This window comes from Amycolatopsis sp. YIM 10 (genome assembly GCF_009429145.1).
Classification (GTDB): Bacteria; Actinomycetota; Actinomycetes; order Mycobacteriales; family Pseudonocardiaceae; genus Amycolatopsis.
On the sequence record NZ_CP045480.1, the window covers coordinates 6,826,300 to 6,849,773 of the forward strand.

The 23,474-nt window shown below is 69.7% G+C and carries 11 protein-coding genes; 3 read left to right on the forward strand and 8 right to left on the reverse strand.

The window, feature by feature from the left end; translation table 11 throughout:
* Positions 1–47: 47 nt before the first annotated feature.
* The 5 genes from YIM_RS32155 to sbnB all read right to left on the reverse strand — a co-directional run bounded on the left by YIM_RS32155 (position 48) and on the right by sbnB (position 11,377).
* On the reverse strand, positions 48–1,826 hold the full coding sequence (locus YIM_RS32155; RefSeq protein WP_153033895.1) for a BTAD domain-containing putative transcriptional regulator: 1,779 nt from the start codon (positions 1,824–1,826) through the stop codon (positions 48–50).
* A 91-nt stretch (positions 1,827–1,917) separates the two neighbouring features.
* The gene (locus YIM_RS32160; protein ID WP_228004134.1) at positions 1,918–3,057 is read right to left on the reverse strand and encodes a pyridoxal-phosphate dependent enzyme; all 1,140 of its coding nucleotides are present in this window, start codon (positions 3,055–3,057) and stop codon (positions 1,918–1,920) included.
* Complete coding sequence (locus YIM_RS32165; protein WP_153033897.1) at positions 3,054–3,971, reverse strand: ornithine carbamoyltransferase; 918 nt, start codon at positions 3,969–3,971, stop codon at positions 3,054–3,056. The genes YIM_RS32160 and YIM_RS32165 overlap by 4 nt, the downstream gene beginning before the upstream one ends.
* A 15-nt stretch (positions 3,972–3,986) precedes the next feature.
* Positions 3,987–10,370 (reverse strand): non-ribosomal peptide synthetase, encoded by a 6,384-nt coding sequence (locus YIM_RS32170; RefSeq protein ID WP_194239818.1) that lies wholly within the window; start codon positions 10,368–10,370, stop codon positions 3,987–3,989.
* Positions 10,367–11,377, reverse strand: coding sequence for a 2,3-diaminopropionate biosynthesis protein SbnB (gene sbnB / locus YIM_RS32175; protein WP_153033899.1), 1,011 nt, complete (start codon positions 11,375–11,377; stop codon positions 10,367–10,369). The genes YIM_RS32170 and sbnB overlap by 4 nt, the downstream gene beginning before the upstream one ends.
* A 140-nt stretch (positions 11,378–11,517) precedes the next feature.
* Between sbnB and YIM_RS32180 the strand changes: the two genes are divergently transcribed.
* The 3 genes from YIM_RS32180 (at position 11,518) to YIM_RS32190 (ending at position 15,508) form a co-directional block, all read left to right on the forward strand.
* Positions 11,518–13,056, forward strand: coding sequence for an amino acid adenylation domain-containing protein (locus tag YIM_RS32180; RefSeq protein ID WP_194239819.1), 1,539 nt, complete (start codon positions 11,518–11,520; stop codon positions 13,054–13,056).
* 225 nt (positions 13,057–13,281) lie between these two features.
* Positions 13,282–13,752, forward strand: a complete 471-nt coding sequence (locus YIM_RS49385) for a hypothetical protein (RefSeq protein WP_228004135.1) — start codon at positions 13,282–13,284, stop codon at positions 13,750–13,752.
* Between the two features lie 25 nt (positions 13,753–13,777).
* Entirely contained in the window at positions 13,778–15,508 is a 1,731-nt protein-coding gene (locus YIM_RS32190) for an AIPR family protein (RefSeq protein WP_153033901.1), read from the forward strand.
* 240 nt (positions 15,509–15,748) lie between these two features.
* On the opposite strand, the gene YIM_RS32200 is transcribed toward YIM_RS32190, so the two are convergent.
* The 3 genes from YIM_RS32200 to YIM_RS32210 form a co-directional block, all read right to left on the reverse strand.
* The gene (locus tag YIM_RS32200) at positions 15,749–17,356 is read right to left on the reverse strand and encodes a hypothetical protein (RefSeq protein ID WP_194239820.1); all 1,608 of its coding nucleotides are present in this window, start codon (positions 17,354–17,356) and stop codon (positions 15,749–15,751) included.
* Positions 17,357–18,142: 786 nt separating this feature from the next.
* Complete coding sequence (locus YIM_RS32205; protein WP_153033904.1) at positions 18,143–18,541, reverse strand: hypothetical protein; 399 nt, start codon at positions 18,539–18,541, stop codon at positions 18,143–18,145.
* An 87-nt stretch (positions 18,542–18,628) separates the two neighbouring features.
* Entirely contained in the window at positions 18,629–23,446 is a 4,818-nt protein-coding gene (locus YIM_RS32210) for an RHS repeat-associated core domain-containing protein (protein WP_153033905.1), read from the reverse strand.
* Positions 23,447–23,474: the final 28 nt, after the last annotated feature.

Genomic DNA, 23,474 nt, shown 5'->3' on the forward strand with positions numbered 1-23,474 from the left:
ACGTCTCGAAAGCCACATTCGTGACACGAGCGCCCCTCCCGGACCGGTCAGGCAGTAGGCACCCGTGCGCTCGGGATCAGCGGCACGGAATCCCTGGCGACCACCCGGACCAGCTCGTGGAAGTGGTACCGGACCCCGTCCGGCGAGCAGTTCACTTCGAGCAGCCGCGCGTCCAGCAGGTTCTCCACGAGGTCGTGCGCCGAAGCCACCGGCAGCCCGAGCGCGCTGGCCGCGGTGTCGACGGAGAAACCGGGCGCGTCGATGCCACCGAGCACGTAGAACGCCGAGAGGCTCTCCTCGTCCACGCCGAGCAGCGTGCGCTCGATGGCGCCGCGGACCTCCAGATCCGCCTGGCGCAGTTCGTCCAGCCGCCGGTCCGGGAGCCGGAGGCGTTCGGCCAGCACGGCCAGGCGCCAGTGCGGTTTCGCCACCAGCCGCCCGCCCGCGATCCGCACCGCCAGCGGCAGTCCACCGCAGTAGCGCACGATGTCCCGCGCGGCTTCCGGTTCCGCGTCGACGCGGGCCGGGCCGATGATCTTCGCCAGGAACCGCAGTGCCGACCCGGGATCGAGCACACCGAGGTCCACCATCGGCACGCCCTCGATGGCGGCGAGCCGGGTGCGGCTGGTCACCAGTGCGCCGCAGCGTGGGGTGTCCGGCAGCAACGGCCGGATCTGCTGCTCGTCGGCAACGTTGTCCAGCACGACGAGCACCCGTCTGTCCACCAGGACCGCCCGGTAGCGCCGGACGCGCTCGTCCAGGCCGTCCGGCACCACGGCCACGCTGCCCTCCAGCGCGGCCAGCAGGTCGCCGAGCAGATCCTCCGAGCTGCGTTCGCCCGCTTCGACGTACACCTGCCCGTCCGGGTATTCCTCCCGCAGCCGGTGCGCGGCGTGCATCGCGAGCGCGGACTTCCCGACCCCGGCCATCCCGGCGACCACGCAGCCGACGCGCCTGCCGTGCGGGGTGTCGGCGGGCCGCAGCAGGTCGAGGATCCGCTCGAGTTCGGCTTCCCGGCCGGTGAAGTCGGCCAGGTCCGGCGGCAGCCAGGCCCCGAGCTTCGGCTGCGTCTCACCGGACCGCGTTTCGGGTACCGGGTGCGCCTGCAGGATGTGCTGGTGCAGATCGCGCAGTTCAGGGCCGGGGCCGATGCCCAGCTCGTCGGCCAGCAGCTGCCGGTAGCCCTGGTAGGACGTGAGCGCGTCGGCCTGGCGCCCGCTGCTGGCCAGTGCCTGCATCAGCTGCCCGCGCAAACGTTCGCGCAACGGGTGCGCGGTCACCAGCCCGGCCAGTTCTGGCACCAGCTCGGCGGGCCTGCCGAGCGCGAGGTCCGCTTCGATGCGGTCCTCCAGCACCGACATCCGCGCTTCCTCCAGTGGCGGGCGCTGGGCGGCACTGAGGGGTTCGGTCACCCCGGTCAGGCACGGCATCCGCCACATCGCCAGCGCCGCGCGCAGGCTCATCGCGGCCTCGGTCCAGCGCCCGTTCTCGGCTTCTTCCCTGCCGCGCGCGGCGAACCGCTCGAACTCGGCCAGGTCGAGCCGCTCCGGCTGGATCTGCAGCAGGTAACCGGGCAGTTGCCGGATGATCGGCACGCTCGGCCCCAGTCGCTGCCGCAACCGCGAGACGTAGGTCTGGATCTGCGCCGCGGCGGTCGCCGGCGGCTGGTCCCCCCACAGCATTTCGGCGATGTGCCCATCGGAGACCACGCGGTTGCGCGCGAGCAGCAGTACCGCGAGCACGGTCCGCATCTTGCACGCGCTGAGTTCGACCACGCGGTTGGCGTCGTCACGCACCTCGACGGGCCCCAGCAGCTGAAACCTCATACGGGTCTTTCTCCTGTTCGGCTGGCCCCCGCGAAAGTGTGCAACGCCATCGGCGGCTGAACAGGGAATCTTGTACAAGCTTGTACAGCGCTCAGTGCGCGACCGCTCGCGCTTCGCCCAGCGCGGCCAGCTCGGCCCAGAGGTCCGGCGCGTCCGCGCTCACCGTCAGCAGCCGCCCGGGTGGCGCGATCCCTTCGGAGACCGACAGTTCGCGCCCGGTGACCAGCGCGATCACGGTTTCCGCCGGATCGACCAGCCCCTGTGCCAGCGCGACCCGCAGCCCGGCGGTCGCGGCGGCCCCAGCGGCTTCCGCACCGATCCCGGCGTAGGAAGCCAGCTCCCCCATGGCGGTGACCATCTCGTCGTCGCTGACCGCGACGAACGCGCCCCCACTCGCCCGCACCTCGTCGACCGCGCGATCCCCGATCGACGGTTCCGGGACGTCGATGCCGTCGGCGATGGTGCCCCGCACCGGTGGCGGCGGCCCGCCCAGCTCGGACCACGCGTGCACCAGCGGACGGCAGCCGTCCGCCTGCACGCCGATCAGCCGCGGCGGCGCCGGGATCACCCCGCAGGCGACCAGCTCGCGGAAGCCGATGGCCAGCCCCACCAGTGTCGGCCCGTCCCCGACCGGCACCAGGACCACTTCGGGCGCCCGCGCGCCGAGCTGCTCCCAGATCTCGAAGGCGACGGTCTTCTTGCCCTCCAGCGTCAACGGGTTGACCCCGGTGTTGCGGTCCAGCCAGCCGAACCGGCCGACCGCCTCGCGCGAGAGGTCGAAGGCGGCGCGATAACCCTCCCGCACCCGCACCACGTCGGCGCCGAACACGCGCATCAACTCGATCTTCGCCGCGCTGCACCCGATCGGCACGAAGATCACCGCTCGCAGTGCCGCCGCGGCGGCGCCGATCGCGGTGGCCAGCGCCGCGTTCCCGGTCGAGGAGGTGGTGATCGTCCGCGCGCCTTCGCGCAGCCCGGCTTCGATCACCAGCGCGGTGGCGCGGTCCTTGTTGGACGCACTCGGGCCCCAGGTCTCGTCCTTCAGCCACAGCCGGGGCAGGCCGAGCCTGGCCCGCAAGGCGGCCGGGCCGAGCAGCGGGGTGCCGCCGACCGGCAGCGCGTACCGGATCGGGCCGTCGCCGAGCGGCAGCAGCGACCGGTACCGCCACATGGTCCACGGGCCGGCGCCCGGTTCCGGCAGCAGCTCCGGCCCGTACCGGTAGCCGGTCACCGGCACCATTCCAGGATCGCCATCGCCGAGTGCAGCTTGTTCTCCGCCTGGTCGAAGGCGATGCTCCTCGGCCCGTCGAGCACGTCGGCGGTGACCTCCTCACCACGCCGGGCCGGGAGGTCGTGCAGGAACACGGCCTTCGGGCTGCCCTCCCACAGCTCACCGGTCACCTGGAACGGCGCGAACCGCACGCGCCAGTCCGGGTCGGTCTTGACCGTACCGGTGGTCTCCCAGCGGGTGGTGTAGATGGCGTCGAGGTTCAGCGGCAGGCCGACCATGTGGTGGCGCTCGATCACGGTGGAGCCGCTGCGCGCGGCCAGCGCGGTCGCGCGGGCGCTGACGTCCTCGGACAGGCCGTAACCCGGAGGCGTCCGCAGCTCAAGGTAGGTCCCCGGATACCTGGTCAGGGACATGGCCAGTGATGCCGCGGTGTTGTTGCCCTCGCCGACGTAGAGCACGCGCAGGTCGTCGATCCGCTTGAACTGGCGCTGCAGCGTGGTCAGGTCGGCCAGCGCCTGGGTCGGGTGCTCCTCGTGGCTCATCGCGTTGATCACCGACATGCGGTCCTGCTTGGCCCACTCCCGCATCTCGGCACCGCGTTCGGCGGTCCTGGCCACCAGGACGTCCAGCATCCTGGAGAACACCCGGCCGGTGTCCTCGCTGGTCTCACCGGTGTTGGTCTGCAGTTCGGCAGGCCCGAACGAAACCAGCTGCGCGCCGAGCCGCAGCGCGCCGGTGGAGAAGGCGGCCCTGGTGCGGGTGGAGGTCTTGCGGAAGTAGATCCCGGCGATCACCCCGTCCAGCCGGCCGCGCGGGTCGGCCTCGCGCTCGCCGAACTCGGCCGCCCGGTCCACTATGGACATCAGGTCGTCGTCGGTGAGGTCGTCGGTGGAGATGAGGTGACGTGCGGCCACAGGGAACTCCCAAGGTCAGGCTGGCTGGTTCGTTTCCACTACCGAGCTGTTCCACAGCACCAGCAGGTCGTGCCGCTCGTCGGTGGGCAGCAGGTCGGCCAGGTCCCACCGCGCGGCGGGGTCGGCGAGCACCGCCTCGAAGGCCGCCCGGTACATCCCGGCGAGGCGGCGCGCGTCGGCGGGCCGCAGCGCGGCGGTGTTGGTGCGCAGCGAAAGGCCGCCCGAGTTGCCGATCACGTTGAGCGGGAACTCGTTGCTGCCCGCCACGCTCTCCTCCGGGGCGATCCGGCCGGGCTCGTCCACCGTGACCCGGCCGAAGTCCTGGTAGCTGAAGTAGACGTCGACGAGCCTGCGGTCACCGCCCAGCTCGCGCCCGACGGCGGCCATCGGGAAGAACCGGTGCGGCCAGGTCACCAGTTCGGCGGCGGCCACCTCGGCGATCAGGCCGGTCCACGCCTCCGCCCGGCGCTCGATCACGATCGGCAGGATGTTGAGGTGCATGCCGTGCACGCGGTCCGCGCCGTCCAGGCCGGGCCGGACGTGGAAGGTCAGTCCACTATGGAACGACGGCGCGATAGTGAGCGCGCCCAGCACGGCGAAATGCGCGGCGAGCACCACGCTCTTCACCGACACCCGTTCCTCGACCGCCAGTGCTTCCAGGTCGGCGGTGAGATCGGCGATGGACAGGTCGAGGCGGTACGGCTCCCTGGCCGTGTCCTCGCCCCACGCGGCAGGCAGTTCGAGCTTCGGCACGTCGGTGAGCCGCTGCCAGAACTCCCGGTGCTCGTCCGAGGCGAGTGCGCGCAGTTCGGCAGCGACAACATCGGCGTAACGCGCGGGCGCCGGGGCGCGATCGGGCGGCTCCTGACCTCGGCAGAAGATGTCGTACAGCTCCAGGAGTTCCTTCGACAGCAGGCGCGAACTCCACCCGTCCATCACGGCGTGGTGCTGGCTGACCGTGAGCTGCCACTCCCGCTCGCCGAACCGGTGCACGAAGACCCGGAACAGCGGCGCGCGTTCCAGCTCGAACCGCGTGTCCCTTTCCTGGTCGAGGAACTCGCGCAACTTCGCTTCCGGGTAGTCCACTTCGGACAGGTCCGCGAACCCGATCGGCGGTTCGACCGAACCGTGCACGAGCTGCATCGGCACCGAGAACACGTCCAGCTCGATGGAGGTCCGCAGGGTTTCGTGGCGGGCCATCAGCACTTCGTAGGTCCGGCGCAGCGCGTCCAGCACCAGCGGCTGGTTCACGATCCGCGACGAGCCGACGATGTGGTATCGGGGCGCGTCCGCACTGGCGAGCGCTTCCACCACCATCCCCGCTTGTCCCTGGGTCAGCGGGTAGGCGTCGACGACCCCCGCCGGGACCTTGGCGCGGTCTTCTTCGTCGAGCAGCGCGAACGGCTCCACCGGCCGGACCTGCTCACCGACCTCGATCCGCTCGGCCAGCTCGGCCACGGACCGCCCGCTCAGCACGTCCCGGATGTCGAAGCCCAGCCCGGCCGCCCGGAGCGCGCCGATCAGCGCGATGGCGCTCATCGAGTCGCCGCCGAGTTCGAAGAATCCGTCGTGCACCCCGACTTCGCCAATCCCGAGCACCCGGGCGAACAACTCCGACAACTGCTGCTCGATCGCGTTCCGCGGCGCCACGTAATCCGGACATCCCGCGGTGTCGTACTCCGGGCGCGGCAGGAGTCGCCGGTCCGCCGGGAGTTCGTCGAGCACCATGAACGTGGTGGGCCGCAGGTGCGCGGGGAGGCGTTCGTCGACGTGCTGCCACAACGCGTCCGGAGCGAGGTCGAAGTCGTCGAGTACGACGTAACCGACCACGTGCTCGTCATCGGCCATCACCGCGGCACCCGCCACACCGTCGGCCTCGGCCAGCACCTGTTCGACCGAGGTGAGGTACCGGTCCCGGTGCTCGGCGGTGAGGTGGCGCACCGCGGCATCACCGTCCGGGTTCGCGGCCATCTCTTCGAGCACCGCCCGGTAGACCCCGGCCAGTTCGTCCAGATTGGACTGGTCGAAGCAGCGCGGGTCGGCGGTGAGGATGACGTACCCGCCACGCGAAGCCACCGTCAGCGCGTTCTCCGTCCGGCTGTCGGTGCGCAGGCCGGTGTCGGTGGCGACCAGATCGTCGTCGATCTGCCGGAAGTCCTGGTAGTTGAAGTGCACGCGCACCAACGGCCCGCCGCCGGCCAGGCGCTGGATCTCCGGGCGGGGGAACCGCCGGTGCGCCCAGACCTCGACCTCCCGCGCGAACACCCCCGCGACCAGTTCGCGCCAGGTGCCCGCACCCGGTTCGTGCGCGAAGGGCAGGGTGTTCAGGTACATGCCGTAGACCTGATCCGCGCCGGTGAGTTCGGGCCGGGCATCGCAGACCAGTCCGGTGTGGAACGGCTCGTCGGTGAACTGGCTCAGCACCACCAGGTGTGCCGCGAGCATGACGCTCTTCAGCGACGCGTCGGCCGCCGTGGCCAGCGCCCGGAGCCCGGTTTCCAGGTCCGAGGTCCGGCAGGCGGCGTAGTTGGCCCGCGCCACCGCGTCGCCACCGGCACCCCACCCGAACGGCAGTGGCACCGGACGGTACTGCTCGGTGATCGAGGTCCAGTAGGCACGATCGGCCTCCGAACGCAGCGACTCCAGTTCTGCCGCGATGAAGTCCGCGTACCGCACTTCTGGCAGGGCGGGCGACGGCGGTTCGCGGTGGTCCCGGATCGCCCGGTAGACGCGCACCAGTTCCATCAGCAGCGAGTGGTAGCTCCAGCCCTCCAGGATCGGGTGGCATTCGGTGATGGTCAGCCACCAGCCGTCGTCACCGGTCTCGTGCACCACGAAGCGCAGCAGGCCCGGCACGGCGAGGTCGAACAGCGCCGCGCGCTCGGCGGCCACGGTCGCCCGCAGCACCTGTTCCCGTTCCAGGTCACCGAGGCCGGTCAGATCGCCGAAGGAAATGCCGAGCGAGGCCGTCTCGTGGACCAGCTGCATCGGCGCGGAGTAGGTGTCCAGGTGCAGCGAGGTCCGCAGCACTTCGTGCCGCCGCACCAGGAAATCGGTGGCCGCGCGCAACGCGTCCCGGTCGACCGGCCGGTCGTCGCGGATCCGGTGTGAGGTGACGTTGTGGTAGTAGTTCACCTCGTCGTCGGCGAGCATCTCCAGCACCATGCCGGTCTGTGCCTGTGACATCGGGTAGGCGTCGGCGATGCCCGTCGGCAACAGCGCCCGGTCGGCCGCGGAGATCAGCTGGAACGGTTCGGTGAGGCGGGTTTCCGGCGCGGGCGAGAAGTCGTCCGCGTGCTCGGCGAGCCTGGCCACCGTCCGGTGGTCGAAGATGTCCCTGACAGTGAGCGAAAATCCGGCCGTGCGCAGGGCACCCACCACGGCGACCGCCCGGATCGAGTCTCCGCCGAGGTCGAAGAAGCCGTCGTCGGCGCCGACCCGCGGCACCCCGAGCACGGTGGACCAGATCTCGGCGATCCGCTGCTCGGCGGGCGTGCCCGGGGCTCGGTAGGCGCGGCTCGCGACGGCCGTGGCGTCCGGGTCCGGCAGGGCGCGCCGGTCGAGCTTTCCGTTGGGCGTCAAGGGAAGGTGATCGAGCGCGACGAACTGCGCGGGCAGCATGTACTCCGGCAGCCGGTCGGCGAGGTGGTGGCGCAGTTCAGCCGGGGAGACCGCCTCGCCGACGTGGTAACCGACCAGCGCGCCGTCCTTGACCACCACGACCGCTTCGGCCACGCCGGGGTGGTCCAGCAGTGCGACGGCGATCTCCCCGGGTTCGATCCGGAAGCCACGCACCTTCACCTGGTCGTCGGCCCGGCCGAGGAATTCCAGGCCGTCTGCGCGGCGGCGCGCGAGGTCGCCGCTGCGGTACATCCGGGAACCGGGCGGGCCGAACGGGTCAGGCACAAAACGCGCGGCGGTGAGATCGGGGCGGCCGAGGTAACCACGAGCCAAGCCGGGCCCGGCGACGTGGATCTCCCCGGCGGCGCCGAGCGGAACCGGCTGCCCGGACGGATCGAGCAGCCGGATGTCCAAATCGGACAGTGGCTCGCCGATCGGGCTGCCGACGAGGTCTTCGTCGGTCATCCGGTGCACCGTGGTGTGCACGGTGGTTTCGGTGATGCCGTACATGTTGAGCAGTGAGGGCGAGTCGAGGCCGAACCGGTCGGTCCACGGCTTGAGGTCGGCGACCTCCAGCTTCTCCCCGCCGAACACCACCGATCGCAGACTGAGCGCCTCGGCGCCGGTGGCCGCCCCGGCCAGGGTCCTGAACGCCGACGGCGTCTGGGAAAGCACCGTCACGCGCCGCTCCGCCAGCAACGCCAGGAGGTCCTGCGGCGAACGGGTCACCTCCAGCGGCACCACCACCAGCGTGCCGCCGTGCAGCAGGGCGCCCCACAGCTCGAACACCGAGAAGTCGAAGGCGTACGAGTGGGTCATCGTCCAGACGTCCGCCGGACCGGGGTTCAGCTCCGGCTCCAGCGCGGTCATCAGCCGGGCCGCGTTCGCGTGCGACAGGCAGGCGCCGTTGGGCCTGCCGGTGGAGCCCGAGGTGAAGATGACGTACATCAGCTGGTCCGGGTGGACCGGGATGCGCGGGTTTTCGCCGGAGAAGGCGCTCTCATCGGGGTCGAGCACGACGGTTCGCCCGTCGTGGAAGTCCAGTTCGCCGAGGCCGCGTTCGGTGAGCACGAGGTCAAGCCCGTCCGCGATCATCGCCAGCCGGCGCCGCGGGTTGGCCGGGTCGAGCGGCACGTAGGTGGCACCCGCCTTGAGCACCCCGAGCAACGCGGGCACCAGGCCGGGCCCGCGGTGCAGGCACACCCCGACCAGGGTTTCCGGTCCCACGCCGAGTGCGAGCAGGCGGTGGGCGATGTGGTTGGCCCGCGCGTTGAGTTCGGCGTAGGTGAAGGTCTTCTCCCCCGCCACCACGGCGACGGCGTCCGGGGTGGCGCGAGCCCGGTCTTCGAAGATCTCGTGCGGGCAGCGGGTGACCTGGTGTGCCGAAGGTGCCTTGCTGACCGGCAGTTCGTCGGCGTCGAGCAGGTCCAGCCGGTCGATCGGCGACCACTCGTCCCGGGTGGCGTGGTCGAGCAGCCGGGTCAGGTGCCTGCCGAACCGGCGCGCGGTCCGCTCGTCGAACAACGCGGTCGCGTAGTTCAGCAGCAGCCCGAGCGAGCCGTCCCGGCCGTCGTAGACGCGCAGGGTGAGGTCGAACTTCGCGGTCGGCGGCCCGCTGCCGAACGGCTCCACGCGCAGTTCGCCCAGGCCCAGTTCGGGTTCCCGGTCGCCGTGGCCGGTGACCGCGGTCTGGAACAGCGGGGTCCTGGACAGGTCCCGATCCGGCCGCAGCTCGTCGACCAGCCTCGCGAACGGCACGGCCTGGTGGTCGTGCGCGTCCAGCACGGCCGCGCGCACGGAGTCCAGCAGATCCCCGAACGTCCGCGTCCCACCGCAGTCCGACCGGATCACCAGGCTGTTGATGCCGTACCCGATCATCCGCTGCAGTTCGGGCAGCACCCGGCCGGACAGCACCGTGCCGACCGCGATGTCCGACGTTCCGGTGTGCCGGGCGAGCAGCACTTGGAACGCGGTCAGCGCCACCATGAACGGGGAGGCCTGGTGCCGCAGCGCCAGCGCCCGGATCCGGTCGCCGAGACCGTCGGGCAGCGGCACCTCGACGTCGGCACCGTCGAACTCGCGCACGGCGGCGCGCGGCCGGTCCGGGTACAGCTCCACCGGCTCCAGCCCGGCCAGTTGCTCGCGCCAGTGCTTGAGGTCGCGGTCGCCGGTGGGGCTGCTCGCCTGTTCGCGCTGCCAGTTCGCGAAGTCCGCGTACTGCACCTCCGGTGGCCGGACCGGCAAGGTTTCGTAAGCCGCCCGGAGTTCCTGCCAGAACTGCTCCACCGACCAGGCGTCGGCGGCGATGTGGTGGAAGGTCACCGCGAGCACGTGATCGTGCTCGGCGAGCCGGATCAGCGTCGCCCGCACCGGCCACTCGCGCTCCAGGTCGAACCCGCGACTCGCCTCCACCGCGACCACTTCGCCGGGATCGACTGCGTCCACTGTGGACAGGATCGGCGCACCCGGCGGATCGATCACCTGCACCGGCTCGGTACCGTCGAGCACGTAGCGGGTCCGCAGGATCTCGTGCCGGGCAACGATTCCCTCCAGCGCCGTGCCAAGACCGGCCTCGTCGAGTTCCCCGCGCAGCCGGACGGCCATCGGCAGCAGGTACTCGGAGCTGTACGGGGCCAGCCGGTTGAGGAACCACAGCTGCGCCTGCCCGTAGGACAGCGGCAGCGGCCCACTCCGGTCGGCCGGGGTGATCGTCACCGCCCGGCCGGTCCGTCTGGCCAGCCGGCGCAGCAGCTCCGCGCCCAGTTCGTCGGTGGTCATGCGGTGCCTTCCGTGCTTTCCCATGGGCCGGGCAGGAACCCGTCGAACCGGGCGCCCCGGCCCTGCCGCACGGCCTCGTCGTGGACGTGGGCCGCCAGCGCCATGTCCAAAGCGCCGAGCCCGAACGGCGAGAAGACCAGCACCTCGGCCGGATCGCGGGTCAGGGTGGCCGTCCCGCGCAGGAGCGCGCCGATCGGGGCGTCGATGAAGTCGCGGTGGCCGACCTGCTGTTCGGCGAGGTGCAGCGAGGTGCGTTCGCGGCAGACGTGGTCGGCGTCGTCGACGACGTTGCGGGCGCCCAGGATCGCCTCGGCGGTCAGGTCCCGCAGCGATACGTGCAGCACCACGGCTCCGGGGCGGCACCGGCTCAGGTCCAGGTGCGGGGTGGTCGCCGTGGTGGCGATCGAGGTCAGCGAGTGCGCGGCCATCGCGTCGCCGATCGTGTCCGCGATGCGCACCTTGAGCCCGTTCTCCGAGCAGCGCTCGGCGAACCGGGCCGCCCGCGCGGGGTCGGTGTCGAAGACGGTCAGCTCGGCCAGGCCGGGGAAAACCGTGGTGAGGAACCGGAACACCTCGAAGTTGATCACCCCGCAGCCGATCAGGGCCGCCCCGGAAGGTGGCTCGCCGACCAGTGCCTGGGCAGCGACGGCAGCACTCGCCGCGGTCCGCTTCGCCGAGATCCGGGCGCCTTCGATCAGCGCGACCGGGTGCCCGGTGTTCATCGAGTTGAGCAGGATGCCCGCGCTCGCGCGTTCCAGCCCGGAGGCCGGGTTGCCCGGGAACGAGGCGATCCACTTCATCCCGGCCACCGGCCGCTCACCGCCGAGGTAGGCGGGCAGCCCGATCACCCGGTTGACGTCGTCGCCGGGGAACCGCAGGAACACCGAATGCGGCACGGCCGACTCACCGGCGTCGTGCCGCCGGTACGCGGCGCGGACCAGATCGAGAACTCGTTCGTTGCCGCCGCCGAGGAGATGCTCGACGTCGGCGTGTCCGATCACCAGCACGCGCCCACTCCCTCCGCCGCGGGAGCGGGTTCCCCGCGGATACGCAGGTCAGCGTCATCGAGCACGCCATAGCGGCGCTATACGCACCAGACTGCGACCGGCACCGCCGGGATATAGCGGCCCGGCAGAGCATGGCGCCCATGTCGTTCACCCTGCCCGGCCGCCGCGTGCACGAGATCATCGCCGAGCAGGCCGCCTCGCACCCGGATGCCGTCGCGCTGTCGTACGGCGACGTGCACTGGACCTACGCGCGCCTCGACAATCGGGCCAACCGCGCGGCGGCGGCACTGCTGCACCACGGTCTCGGCCGGGAAGACGCCGTCGCCGTGGCGACCGAGCGCACCCCGCCGTGGGCCGCGGCGATCCTCGGGGTGTTCAAGGCGGGCGGTGCATACCTCCCGGTCGAGCCGGGCCTGCCTGCCGACCGGATCACGGCGATGCTGACCGGGGCCGGGGTGAAGCTGGTCGTGGCCGACGGCGCGGGCACCGACTCGGTGCGCGAAGCCGCCGAACGCGCGGGCGCGCGGGTGCTCGACGTCGGCGACATCACCGGTGACCGCTGGCCCTGCGTCGACCCTGGCATCACCGTCACCGCCGGGCAGCTCGCCTACGTCTTCTTCACCTCCGGCTCGACCGGAACGCCGAAGGGTGCGCAGTGCGAGCACGCCGGAATGCTCAACCACATGCTGTCCAAGATCGCCGACCTCGGCATGACCGGCGAGGACTCGCTCGCCCAGAACGCGCCGCAGTCCTTCGACGTGGTGCTGTGGCAACTGCTCGCCGCGCTGCTGCTCGGCGGGCGGACCGTGCTGGTGCCCACGGAGGTGGTTCGGGACCCCGAGCGGTTCGTCGATGTGCTGGTGCGGCAGGAAGTCTCGGTGCTGCAACTGGTGCCGTCCTACATCGAGATCCTGCTCGGCTACCTCGAAGCGCGGCCGCGTTCGCTCGGCCCGCTGCGGATCCTTTCGGCGACCGGTGAAGCGCTGAGCAAACCGTTGCTGGCGCGGTGGTTCGCCGCGTTCCCGTCGATCCCGGTGCTCAACACGTACGGGCTCACCGAACTGTCGGACGACGTGCTGCACGTGGTGCTGCGTTCGCTGCCCGAAGGCGATCTGGTCCCGATCGGCCATCCCATCCTGAACACGCGGGTCCACCTGGTCGACGGCAATCTCAATGAGGTGCCGCCGGGCGAAGCTGGCCAACTGGCGTTCTCCGGGATCTGCGTGGGCCGCGGGTACGTCAACGATCCGGAGTTGAACCGGAAGGTGTTGCGCCCCAACCCTTTCGGTCCCGGCACGCTCTACCTGACCGGTGACTTCGGGCGGCTTTCGCCCAGCGGTGAGGTCGAGTTCATCGGCCGCCAGGACGACCAGGTGAAGATCCGCGGAATGCGCCTCGAACTGGGCGAGATCGAGACGCACCTGCGCGCGCTGCCCGGTGTGCTCAACGCTTCCGCGATCAGCACCGCGGGCGCCCTCACCGGATTCGTCGTCGGCCGCACCCGGCTCGACCCCGGCCACCTGCGGCGGTGCCTGAGCCGGGTGTTACCGGACTACATGGTGCCCGACCGCCTGCACCAGCTGGACGCGCTACCGCTCACGCCGAACGGCAAGATCGACAAGCGGGCGCTGGCCACCCTCGCCACCACCATCCGCAAGCCGGTCGTCTGGACGCGCTGAGACATCGCCCGCTGCCGAACACCCCAGCCAGCGCTCGCCGGGACAGTCCCACATTTTCCCCAGATCGTCGTTAGCGACCTGTCCGGCATGGCTCCCGGCACCGCCGTGGCCTGGGCGAGCTTCGCGCAGGACAGCTGGGCCGACTACCTCGCCGCTCGGGCCGACACCTCGAGCTGACCAGCCTGGCGTGACCTCGATCCAGCCGAGCGGTCTGCCAACGACGAGGTGCGGCTGGACTATCACAGCGATCTGATCGTGGTGAGCACCCCGCCCATCCGCGATTCAGGTGTGGTCGAGGTCGTCGAGTTGGTGTTGGACACGGTCGGCGTCGGCGTCGCGGCCTTGGTCCCGGTACAGCTCCAGCGCTTCCCGCCACACCGTGCGGGCCTGCTCGTGCCGGCCGAGCGCGGCATAGGGGTGGCCCACGCGGTCGAAGGTCTCCGCGACATGGTAGGCAACGCCGCCACACAGTTCTTCGCCTTCCTCAACAGCCCGCCGCAGATCGCGGCCGCCAAGGAAATGGCAGCCGCGAAGTCCAGTTCGGTGCCCGACATCTCCCGGCTCAGCGCCGGCCAGTTCTCCGCCGTCGCCGAAGGTTTGGCCTTCCAGAAGATCCGCACCCCGATCTGCCTGAGCTACCACCCGTCGAGCCCGCTGACCGTCGAAGAAGTCATCGCCCGCGCTCGGCAGGACTGAGGCCCGTGCAAGGAGTGGATGCGCCGTGGAGAAGGTGATCGAGAGCCTGGTCAAGGGCTTCCAACAGGACCAGGAGTTGACCGAACTACCGGAGTCCGAGGCATTCGAGGCGTTCGCCGCCTATTGCGTGCTCAGTTCGTACTACGACGATCCCTTCAACCCGGACTCGTATCGCATCGGCGGCGGCAACGATCTTGGTATCGACGCGTACGCGGTCCTCGTCGACGGGGACCTGTATCGGGACCCGGCGGAACTGCGGGCGGCGATGGACCGCAGGCGGCCGCAGGTACAGGTGGTGATCATCCAGGCCAAGACCAGCGGCAAGTTCGAGACCAAAGTGATCTCGGATGTCGCGGACAATCTTGGTCACCTGTGCGGGTCCGGCCAGATCCCGTACGTGGTGTCCGCCGACGTGGCCAGCCTGCGCGCCTGCCTGGACGTCGTGTTCGAGAACTCGGCCCGGTTGGCGGGCCGACTGCCGCAACTGCACGTCCACTACGTGACCACCGGTGATCAGATCTCCGACATGGTCCACCGCAAGGCACGCTCGGCCGAGAAGCACCTGGACAGGCTCAACCGATTCGACACGACCAGCGTGCGCTGCGTCAACTGGCGCGAGTTGCGCACGCTATACCAGCAGGCGACCAGCACCGTGCGGGTCACCCTGCCGGTGCCGAAACAGTTCGCGGTGCCGCCGGCTCCCGGCGTTGAACAGTCTTTTGTGGGACTGCTCGCCGCACCAGAGCTGGTCCACACCATATTGGACGACGGCTCGGGAAACCTGCGTGAGAACCTGTTCGAGCGCAACGTACGCGCTTTCCAGGGCTACAACCGGGTCAACAGCGGCATTCGGGACACCCTGAGGGATCCGGACAAGCGGCAGAGGTTTGCCGTGATGAACAACGGCATCACGATCGTGACCCGGAAGCTGGATCGCGTCGGCGACGATTTTGTGCTGGACGATTTCCAGATCGTGAACGGCTGCCAGACCTGTCACGTGCTGTTCCACGAGCGTGATCAGCTCACCGACCAGGTTTTTGTCAGCATCCACATCGTTCACTCGGTGGACGAGAACGCTATCCAGGGCATCGTCGCCGCAACCAACCAGCAGACCCCGGTCAGTGACGAGTACCTCGCCGCAAGGGAGGACTTCCACAAGGAACTGGAGGATTTTTTCACCCTCGGCCGGGACAAGCCGCACCAATTGTTCTATGAACGTCGCGCGAAGCAGTACGGCGAACGCAAGGACGTGGAGAAAACCCGCGTCATCAGCCGCGCCCAACTCAGCCGTGCGTACCTGGCGATGTTCCTCAACGAACCGTCCCGCGTAGGCCACTATCAGGACCTGATCAAGGCGCGCGGTACCGAACTGTTCGTCACCGGCCAGCCGACGATCCTGTACTACACGGCCGCGGCGACCTGGTACCGGCTGGAGTGGATGATCCGGAACCAGCGCATCAATCGCGGCTATCGGCCCGTCCAATATCACTTGATGGCGATGATCAGGCAGAAGCTGGTTGGTTCAGCGAAATTGCCACCCAATGGCAAAGCCGCACAGAAGGAGTGCGACCGAATTCTGCAGGTAATCTGGAATGCTGAGGCCGCGGAAAAGCTGGTCGTCTGCGATTTGCTGCCGGTGGCCCAGCGGGCCATCGACGCCGAACGGGCCGCCGGGGTGCCGTTGGGCGAGGCGGTGCGCAACGAACGGTTCGCCGACCTGATCCGTCGGGAGCTGACTGACAGTGTCGGTCGTTAGTGCTCTGTCCAGATGGGTTCGCCGGGTTAGTCAGACGACTGGGTGAGGTGTCGTCGCCCGCCCCGGCGGAAGCCCTTCTCGCTGCGCACTCGTGTGCGTTCACGGCTTTGCGTGGCGAGGATGTCGGAGTGTCGGGCGTTAGCGTTGTGCCATCGCAGATAGTCGTGCAGCCGGCGAGCAGTGTGTAGTTCGGATGGTAGACGCACTCGAACTGCGGAGGGTTGTGGCTCCAGAGGATGCTCAGCGATTCTGGTTCACGTCCGATGCCCACGGCACAGGGTCCGAGTCGCCGGCCCAGCCGCCGGGGCCGAGGACAGTTTGGTAGGAGCCGCGGTAGTCGAGCCAGTGCAAAATCAGGAGGTTGAGGTAGTGGCGGCTGAGGAGCCAGGCATCGGTGACAAGACCGTCGAGATGATAAACCTCGTCCTGCGGGATGTTCGGATGAACCAGCCGATTACGGATCTCTTTGACAGCGTCCGGACCGTCCAGCGGTACATCACTGCTCGACTCGGCGATGGCGAACTGCATGAGAGTGGGCTGGCGCGTGGCGTCGACGCTCGTGTCCACACGGGCCCGCTCCAACAACATTCGAATGCGTCCGTCGGCGCGGAGAGCGTCATACTTGGTCCTGCTGAATCCGCTGGTCAGCTTGAGGACGACCCAGCTCAGCAATTCGAGCGCGGAGAAGGCCGTCATCGTTCGCTGTTCGACGCGACCGGAGTGATTGGCCTCGATCGCCATCGACAGCAGCAACCGGGTGGTGTGCGTGCGGTCGGGGTCGATGAACGCACGGTACGCACACGACAGGAACTCCTGGAGGTCGTGCGACCGGGTGTGGTGCAACCAGGCGAGACCGCCGTTGCGCCCTGGGACGCAGAACACGGCGGCCCACTGCTGCCACGCGATCGAACCGGCCGCGCTGATACCGACGGGAGCGGCAGGCCCCACCCAGCGGCCGAGGGCAAATGACACGCCGAAGTGCAGAGTTTGCCGCAGTAGCTCGAAGTCTGCGGCGGTGAACTCCCCGTCGTCAGACCTGGTGACCTCCATGACGTGAGTCATGGCGAAGTTGTGCTCACTACCGAGGACCTCCCAGACGCGCGCGTGATCTTGGCGGGTATCGAGTGTGAGCTGCCACGGGCCGATCGGGAATCGCCACCTGCCGTTCCACCACGACCCGTCATCCAGACAGATCCGTGTCGGACTGTGGAACGCGGGCAAGTTCATCCAGTGCAGCAGCACCCGGCGCAATGGGGCCGACTCATCCCCCATCGACTGACCGTGGACCAGCCCCTCCGTCGAGTTCCGCCGCAAGCCCGCCACCTCGTGCACGGCAGACGCCTGGTGGATGCGGAGGCGGATTTCGCCTTCTAAGAGCACCTGCGCTACGAGCTCTTGTGGCGGAGGCTCATCGAGACGCCAGACGACCTCGAGCCGGGACCCGCACCTCAATAGCACCCGGCCGCGCGCAGCTCGCTCGGCCGGGCCGAACAGTGACCCCTCGTAGAGGCGAACGTCGTCGCCCGGCTCATTGAACGGGTACGTGGGAGCCAACGGCTCCTCACCTTCGTCTTGACGTGGCGGCATCACCATTCGCAGATTCAACCAGACCCAGCAACAAAGGCAGAGGTAAGCTCCAGCGCCAACACGTTCGCCTTCACCTACGTTTGGCTCGGAGGGTCTCGACAAGCAAGCACGGACGGGCCGCACCGACCGCAAGCGTTTGCGAAGCGTCTCCGGGGAGATCGGGCGGTGATGGAGGTCGCGGTGAGCCGTGCCTTCTTGCCGCGCCCGCTCCAGCAGGCCGTCCTCGGTGACATTTGTCGGCCCCTCCATCATTTCGCTCAACGCACCTCCGTCGACGCGATGTGGAAGTGGACCGACGGCGTCAAAGCCCGCCACGAACAAGCGGATCCGCACATTCAGGGCCAAGGGTGACGACGCTGGCGAAGATCAGCAACCATCGCGCCGGCCTGATCTCGTGTGCCTCATCACCTCGGGCAACGGCGCTGCCACCACGATCGCCGTAACCATGGTCGCTGCCCGTTCGTGACCAGACATCGAGTCGGAGGACTTGGCGGTCATGGGCGGAGCCACCTTGCCGGAAACGAGCGCTCCCGCAGCGACAGCTCCTTCACCACGCTGACCAACAGACTCGAGCCAACGAGACGTAGCCGAATACGTAGGCGCTTAACGCCTGGTCAGCCGCATCGGCCTCGCTCGACACGGAGCTACGTACCGGCTCATGGCTTCGCCGCCGAACTGCGCCGCGGCATCTTCAGAGGAACCCGCGCCTCGATCATCAGCGGCCTCGCCGCTGGCGTCAGGCTGACCTGCGAGAACGGGTCAATCTGAGCGGATCTGGAATCCGTGTGCTTCCGGGGCGAGTCGGACCGGGGGCACGTACTGCATCTACACTTCCTCGCTGGTCAGCGCGCTGACCAGACGTGTTGTGTGCAGATGTCATGTTCTCGGTGACCCTCTCCGCCGTGTCGGCGATCTGGGGTAGGTCATCGGCTGGTAGCCGCATCTCGATGGCGACCGTGTCTCCCCCGCCTTGGAGCCGGAGGCTCAGATCAGTGGCCTCGAAGAGGTCGCGGAGCAGCGTGTGGGGTGCCGCGGCCAGGTTGAGTGCTAGGTAGGGCAAGGCGTCGAGCAGGGCTTGCTCATCCGGCCTCGGCGGAGCGGCTCCGTCGTCGGCATCCGCGTCGAGCGCGGCCAGGTCGGCCAGTGCGGCCTTCTGTCCTTCTCCAGGTCGTTGTAGCTGCCTCGCAGCGCCTGGGTGAATGGATCGGCCGGGTCGCCCTGACGGGCCTGGCCGAGCAGGGACTGCTGCTGCCTGTCGACCTCGGCCACGGCTCGCTCCAGCCGGGCGCGCTTGGCCTCGCGTTCGCGATGCGCCGTGTCGTCGGCCCCCGCGGGGTCCGCGGCGAGGATGGCTCGCCGCTGCTCGCCGAAGACGCGGTCGGTGAAGAACCGGGCGATCGCGTCGAAGAGGCGTGGTACCGGCGGACGCGCCACGCACCCGGCCACTCGGCCGTCCTCACCGAACTCGTGAGCCGCGCGACGGTGATCGCGGTGGTGTCGCCGAGCACCACGGCCAGGTTCTCGACACCAAGGTCAGTCGGTGTCCGTGTCCTTCGGGTCGTACACCGGCTTTTCGTAGTTTCCGCGTTCCAGCGCCTCCCAGTCGCGTTGTGTGGGCTTCGGGTAGGTTCGCTCGTGGATCTCGGCCAGTTCCTGTTCGTAGGTCTTGTGTTCCGGGAATTTGCCGGTACGGGCGGCCTCACGAGCGGCGTGGAGTTCCTTCGTGTCGTGCGCGCTCAGCGGCGGCGTGGTCTCGTTGGTGCCCTTGCCCGTCGAATAGGTGACACCCTTGCCTTCGGCCTTGTCGACCATGTGGTGGTAGGAATCGTCCGCGATGTTTCCCGGGAGCGTGCCCGTCATGTCCTTGAAGGTCTTCTGGTGCGCGTAGTCGAGCTGGTTGAGCTGGATCGCCGTGTTCGGGTCGCCCGCTTCCAGCGCGTTGCGCTGCGAATTCCGATAGGACTGTGCGGTGAAACCGGACTCCGCGGTCCGTGAACTGGTGCCGGTGCCGATGTGCTCCCGGTGCGACCGCAGTTCCTCCTGGTAGGCCGGGGCGTGGTTCTCCAGCAGCTTCTGCTGCTCGCCCGCACCCCGCTTGGCCTCACTGCCCCTGCCGAGCACCTCGTAACCGATCGGGTGCTCCGACTGGTGGGTGTCGCCACTGACCTTCTGCTTCGCCGGGCCGCCCGGTGCCTTGAGTTCGTTCGCGAACAGGTCGCTCAGCCGCTTCTGCTCCCGGTTCTTCGCGCCGTGCGTGCCTTCGTCGTAGCTCGCCTTCGCCTTCTTCGGTTGCTGCGGGCCCGACCCGGAAGCGCCGGTGCTGTCCGCACGCGGGCGCTTGCCGCCACCGGCGACGCGGCACGGGGTCACCCCGGTCAGGCCGAGCGGATCGATCAGGTGCGCCGGGTTGCCGACGTAGGCCAGCGAATCCGGCGCCGGTTCCAGGCCGAGCGGGTCGTGGGACAGGTACCGGCCGGTGTCCGGGTCGTAGTAGCGGTAGAAGTTGTAGTGCAGCCCCGTTTCCGCGTCGTGGTACTGGCCGGGGAAGCGCAGCGGGGTGTAGGCGCGCCCCGGCTCGCCGAGCACCTTGCCCCACAGCGTGGTGTGCAGGTGCCACGCCACTTCACCCGCCTCGTCGACCAGTTCGGCCGGGGAGCCGACAAGATCGGTGACGATGGTGTGGAAGCGTTCTCCTGGCGCGTTCCGGTGCCGTTCGAGCTGGGCGATCGGCCGCCCGGAGCCGGGTTCGATGTCCCACACCACGATGACGCCCGCCCGGACCTCCTCGGCCAGTTCCGGGCCGTCCCAGGTGAAGTCGATGCGCTCGGCGACCCGGCCGGCGCTGTCGAGCCGCTGCTTCGCGATCCGGCGGCCGAGCGCGTCGTACTGGTACACCCACCACCAGCCGTCCGGCGTGCCGACCGAGGTGAGCCGGTCGTCCGGATTCCAGTGGTAGGACCACGTCCGCTCACGACAGCGGCGCTGCACCGTGCGGCCGTTCGCGTCGTGCCGGTAGACCGTGTCCCCAGCGGCGGTGAGCAACGTGCCGTGGTAGTGGCGTGGCCCGATCGCCACGTCCGGCCGCGCCGGCCACTGGGCGTGCGTGATGGCGCCGGACGGACCGTAGGTGTAGTCCTCCCGGCAGCCGGGCCCGATCACCGTGCGCACCCGGCCGGTCTCGTCGACTTCCAGCGCGCGCGGCCCGGAAATGGCGTCGGCGATCGCCGAGAGGTGGCCGTCGCGGAGGTAGGCGTACTCGCGCCGCTGCGTGATCCGGTCGCCGCTGAACAGGGTCTGCCCGATCAGCCGGTTCTGGGGATCCCAGTGCTGGCGCAATTCCGATCGGCCGCCGTCCAGCCACCTCGACAGTTCCCGGCCGCACTCGTCGTACCCGAACCGCAGCAGCCTGCCGCCGGTGCGCACTTCGACCGGACGGCCCGCCGCGTCGTAGCCGAAGGAGGATTCCGCGCCAGAGGGGGTTCGGCGCGAGATCCGGCGGCCGAGCGCGTCGTAGCCGGAGCGCACCACGCGGCCGTTGACCGACTCGGCCACCACCCGCCCGAGCGCGTCGTAGGTGAACACGACCTCGGCGGTGTCGTTGCGCGCCGAGATCATCCGGTCCGCACCGTCGTAGGTGAAGACCGAGACCTCGGTACCGGCCCGGCGGGAGACGATGCGGCCCAGCGGATCCCGGTCGAGGTGGATGGTCTCCCCCGCGCCCCGGTCGATCAGCACGAGCCGGTTCGCGGCGTCGTAACCGTACCGGGTGGTGCGGCCGTTGAAATCGGTCTCGCCGCTCACGTTTCCCGCGGCGTCGTAGGTGTAGCGCCACACCAGGCCCTGCTCGTTGGTGACCGCCACCAGCCGCAGTTCGGTGTCGTAGGTGCGGGCGACCCGGTGCCCGTCCGGCCCGGTCTCGGCGATCGGCAGGTCGAACTGGCCGAACTCGGTGCTGGTGACCATGCCGCGCGCGTCGACGGCGTGCTCGGTGTTGCTCTCGGCGGTACCGCTCCATGTCCAGGTCGACCCGTCCGGCTCGATCCGTTCGCGCAGGTCCCCGTTGGCCGCCCAGCGCATCCTGGTCACCGCGCCGAGCGGATCGATGATCGCGCTGGTACGCCCGAATTCGTCGTATTCGTACCGGGTTACCGCGCCCAGCGGATCGGTGACGGCGACCGGCAGTCCCGCCGCGTTACGCTCGATCCGGGTGACACCACCGAGCGCGTCGGTGAGCACGGCGACATTGCCGGCGTCGTCGTACTCGTATTCGGTGACCGCGCCCAGCGGATCGATGGTGCGCACGAGCTTGCCGCGCGTGTCGAACTCCTGGCGCCAGACCGCCCCGTCGGGCCCGGTCCGCATCACCGGCTGGTCGCGTTCGTCGTACTCGGCCAGTGCGACGCCCCCGTAGGGCCGCGTCACGCGCACCACGTTCCCCGCTTCGTCGAGCTGGTAGGTGGTGGTGTGGCCCAGCGCGTCCGTGCGGCCGCGCACCCGGCCGTACTCGTCCATGTCCACTGTGGACGCATGGCCCAGCGGGTCGACCTCGCCCACCACCCGCAGGCGGTCGTCGAACTGGTACAGCGTGGTCGCACCGAGCGAATCCGTGAACCGGGTGACCAGGTTCGTCCGGTCGTACTCCAGCGCGCAATCCAGGTAGCCGCCAGAGCCCTCGGCGCGGACGCAGCGGCCGGTGGCGTCGAAACCGTAGCGGTACCAACGGCCGTTGCGATCCTCCCAGCGGACGATCCGGCCGTCGGCGTCGTAGGTGAACCTCGTCGGCACGCCCTGGGCGTCGACCACCTCGGCCAGCCGTCCCCGCGTGTCGTAGTGATACCTGGCAATCGCGGTTTCCGCGCCTGGCAAGCGAAGCGCGGTAACCAGCCCGCCCGAAGTCTCCACCAGCAGCCGGTATCCGGCGGAGTGCCGCAGTTCGACGGGCAGCCCGGCATCGTCGTACCGGATTCCGACGCGATTGCCGTCGGCGTCGCCGATGGCCAGCAACGGCATCGTGCGCCCGGTCCCCTCGCCGAAGAACAGCAGCCGGTCGGTGGCCGGATCGCCGACCACGTAACCGTTCGCGTCCCGCCACAGGCGCAGGCGCGGCCCGCTGTCCGGCACCACCGGGCCCGTACCGGCGGGCACCGGGAAGGTCAGCAGCGAGCCGTCGGCCAGCGCCAGGTGCAATCCGTCCGGTTCTGCTTCCAGCCGCTGGTCCAGAGTGGACGCCCAGGACGGGCCGAACAGGCGGCCGAATCGGTACGACGAGATGTGCGTGCGCGAAACCGCGAGCGGCAGGGTCCCGGCGAACTCCGCATCGGACTGGGCCAGGACCATCCAGCCGGTGGCGACGTCGATCGGATCGGCGCAGAGGGTGCGGTCCGCGATCGGGATGTTGTGCTCGGCCGGGTTGCCGCGGTCCCGCAGCGGGCGCGTGCCCGGTGCCGATGAGGGCGTCGTGCCGCCAGCGGTGACCGGCGGCACCACCGCGCCGTCCGGTGACGGGACGTCCCGCGCGCCACCGCCGCCGGACGTCGGCAGGTCGGCGATCTTCGGCGACGGCAAGGCGTCCAGTGCCTGGGGTGTCGTCTTCGCTCCGGCGTCGATGTGCCGCAGCGCCCCCGACACGTCGCCCAGGACGTCACCGGTGCGCTTCAGCAGCGGGACCAGCTCGCCCAGCGCGGTGACCACCTTGCCGGTGACGTCCGCGATCTTCGTCGCGGTGCTCGCCACCGCACGGGCCACCTGCGGCACCACCCAGGCCGTGCCGATGCCCAAGGTGCCGAGCACCTGCAACGCCCAGCTGATCAACCGGCCGACCAGTTCGGCGATGATGTCGCGGACCAGGCCGCGCACGGCCGCCACCAGCTCACCCGCCGTCCGGACCCCTCCGGCCGCACCCTCGGCCGCGTTCTGCGTGGCCGCGAGCAGCTTCGTGGTGTCCGCGCCGCGCGCGCGGTAGGTGTCGGCCGCGGCACCGGTCCAGCCCGCGGTGTCGGCGGTGACCATCGTGGTCAGGTCGGCGCTGATCGCACCCAGTTCCACGGCGACGTTCCGCCACGTATCGGCGTGCGCCGAGATCTGGGCCGGGTCCCCGGCGAGCGCGTCCAGCGCGTCCTTCAGCGGGCCGACGTGTTCCATCAGCCACCCCACGCCGTGGGAGAGAATGGTGCCGAAGGGGTCCATGGCCGCGCCGAGCGCGTCCAGTCCGGCACCCGCGACGCCGAGCGCGCCCGCGGCCCAGTCCCCGCTTTCGATGGAGGCCTTCAGATCCGACGCGGATTCCAGCAGCGGCGCGCCGCTCACCGCGGTGGTGGAATCCTGAGTGGTGGCGACAAGAGGATTGGTCACGTCCGGGTCCGTCTCAGGCTAAGCGGGC

Excerpts from the sequence above, each read along its gene's own strand:
- YIM_RS32180 (WP_194239819.1), top strand. The coding sequence starts at position 11,518 with ATGTCGTTCACCCTGCCCGGCCGCCGCGTGCACGAGATCATCGCCGAG.
- YIM_RS32155 (WP_153033895.1), bottom strand. The coding sequence starts at position 1,826 with ATGAGGTTTCAGCTGCTGGGGCCCGTCGAGGTGCGTGACGACGCCAAC.
- YIM_RS32170 (WP_194239818.1), bottom strand. The coding sequence starts at position 10,370 with ATGACCACCGACGAACTGGGCGCGGAGCTGCTGCGCCGGCTGGCCAGA.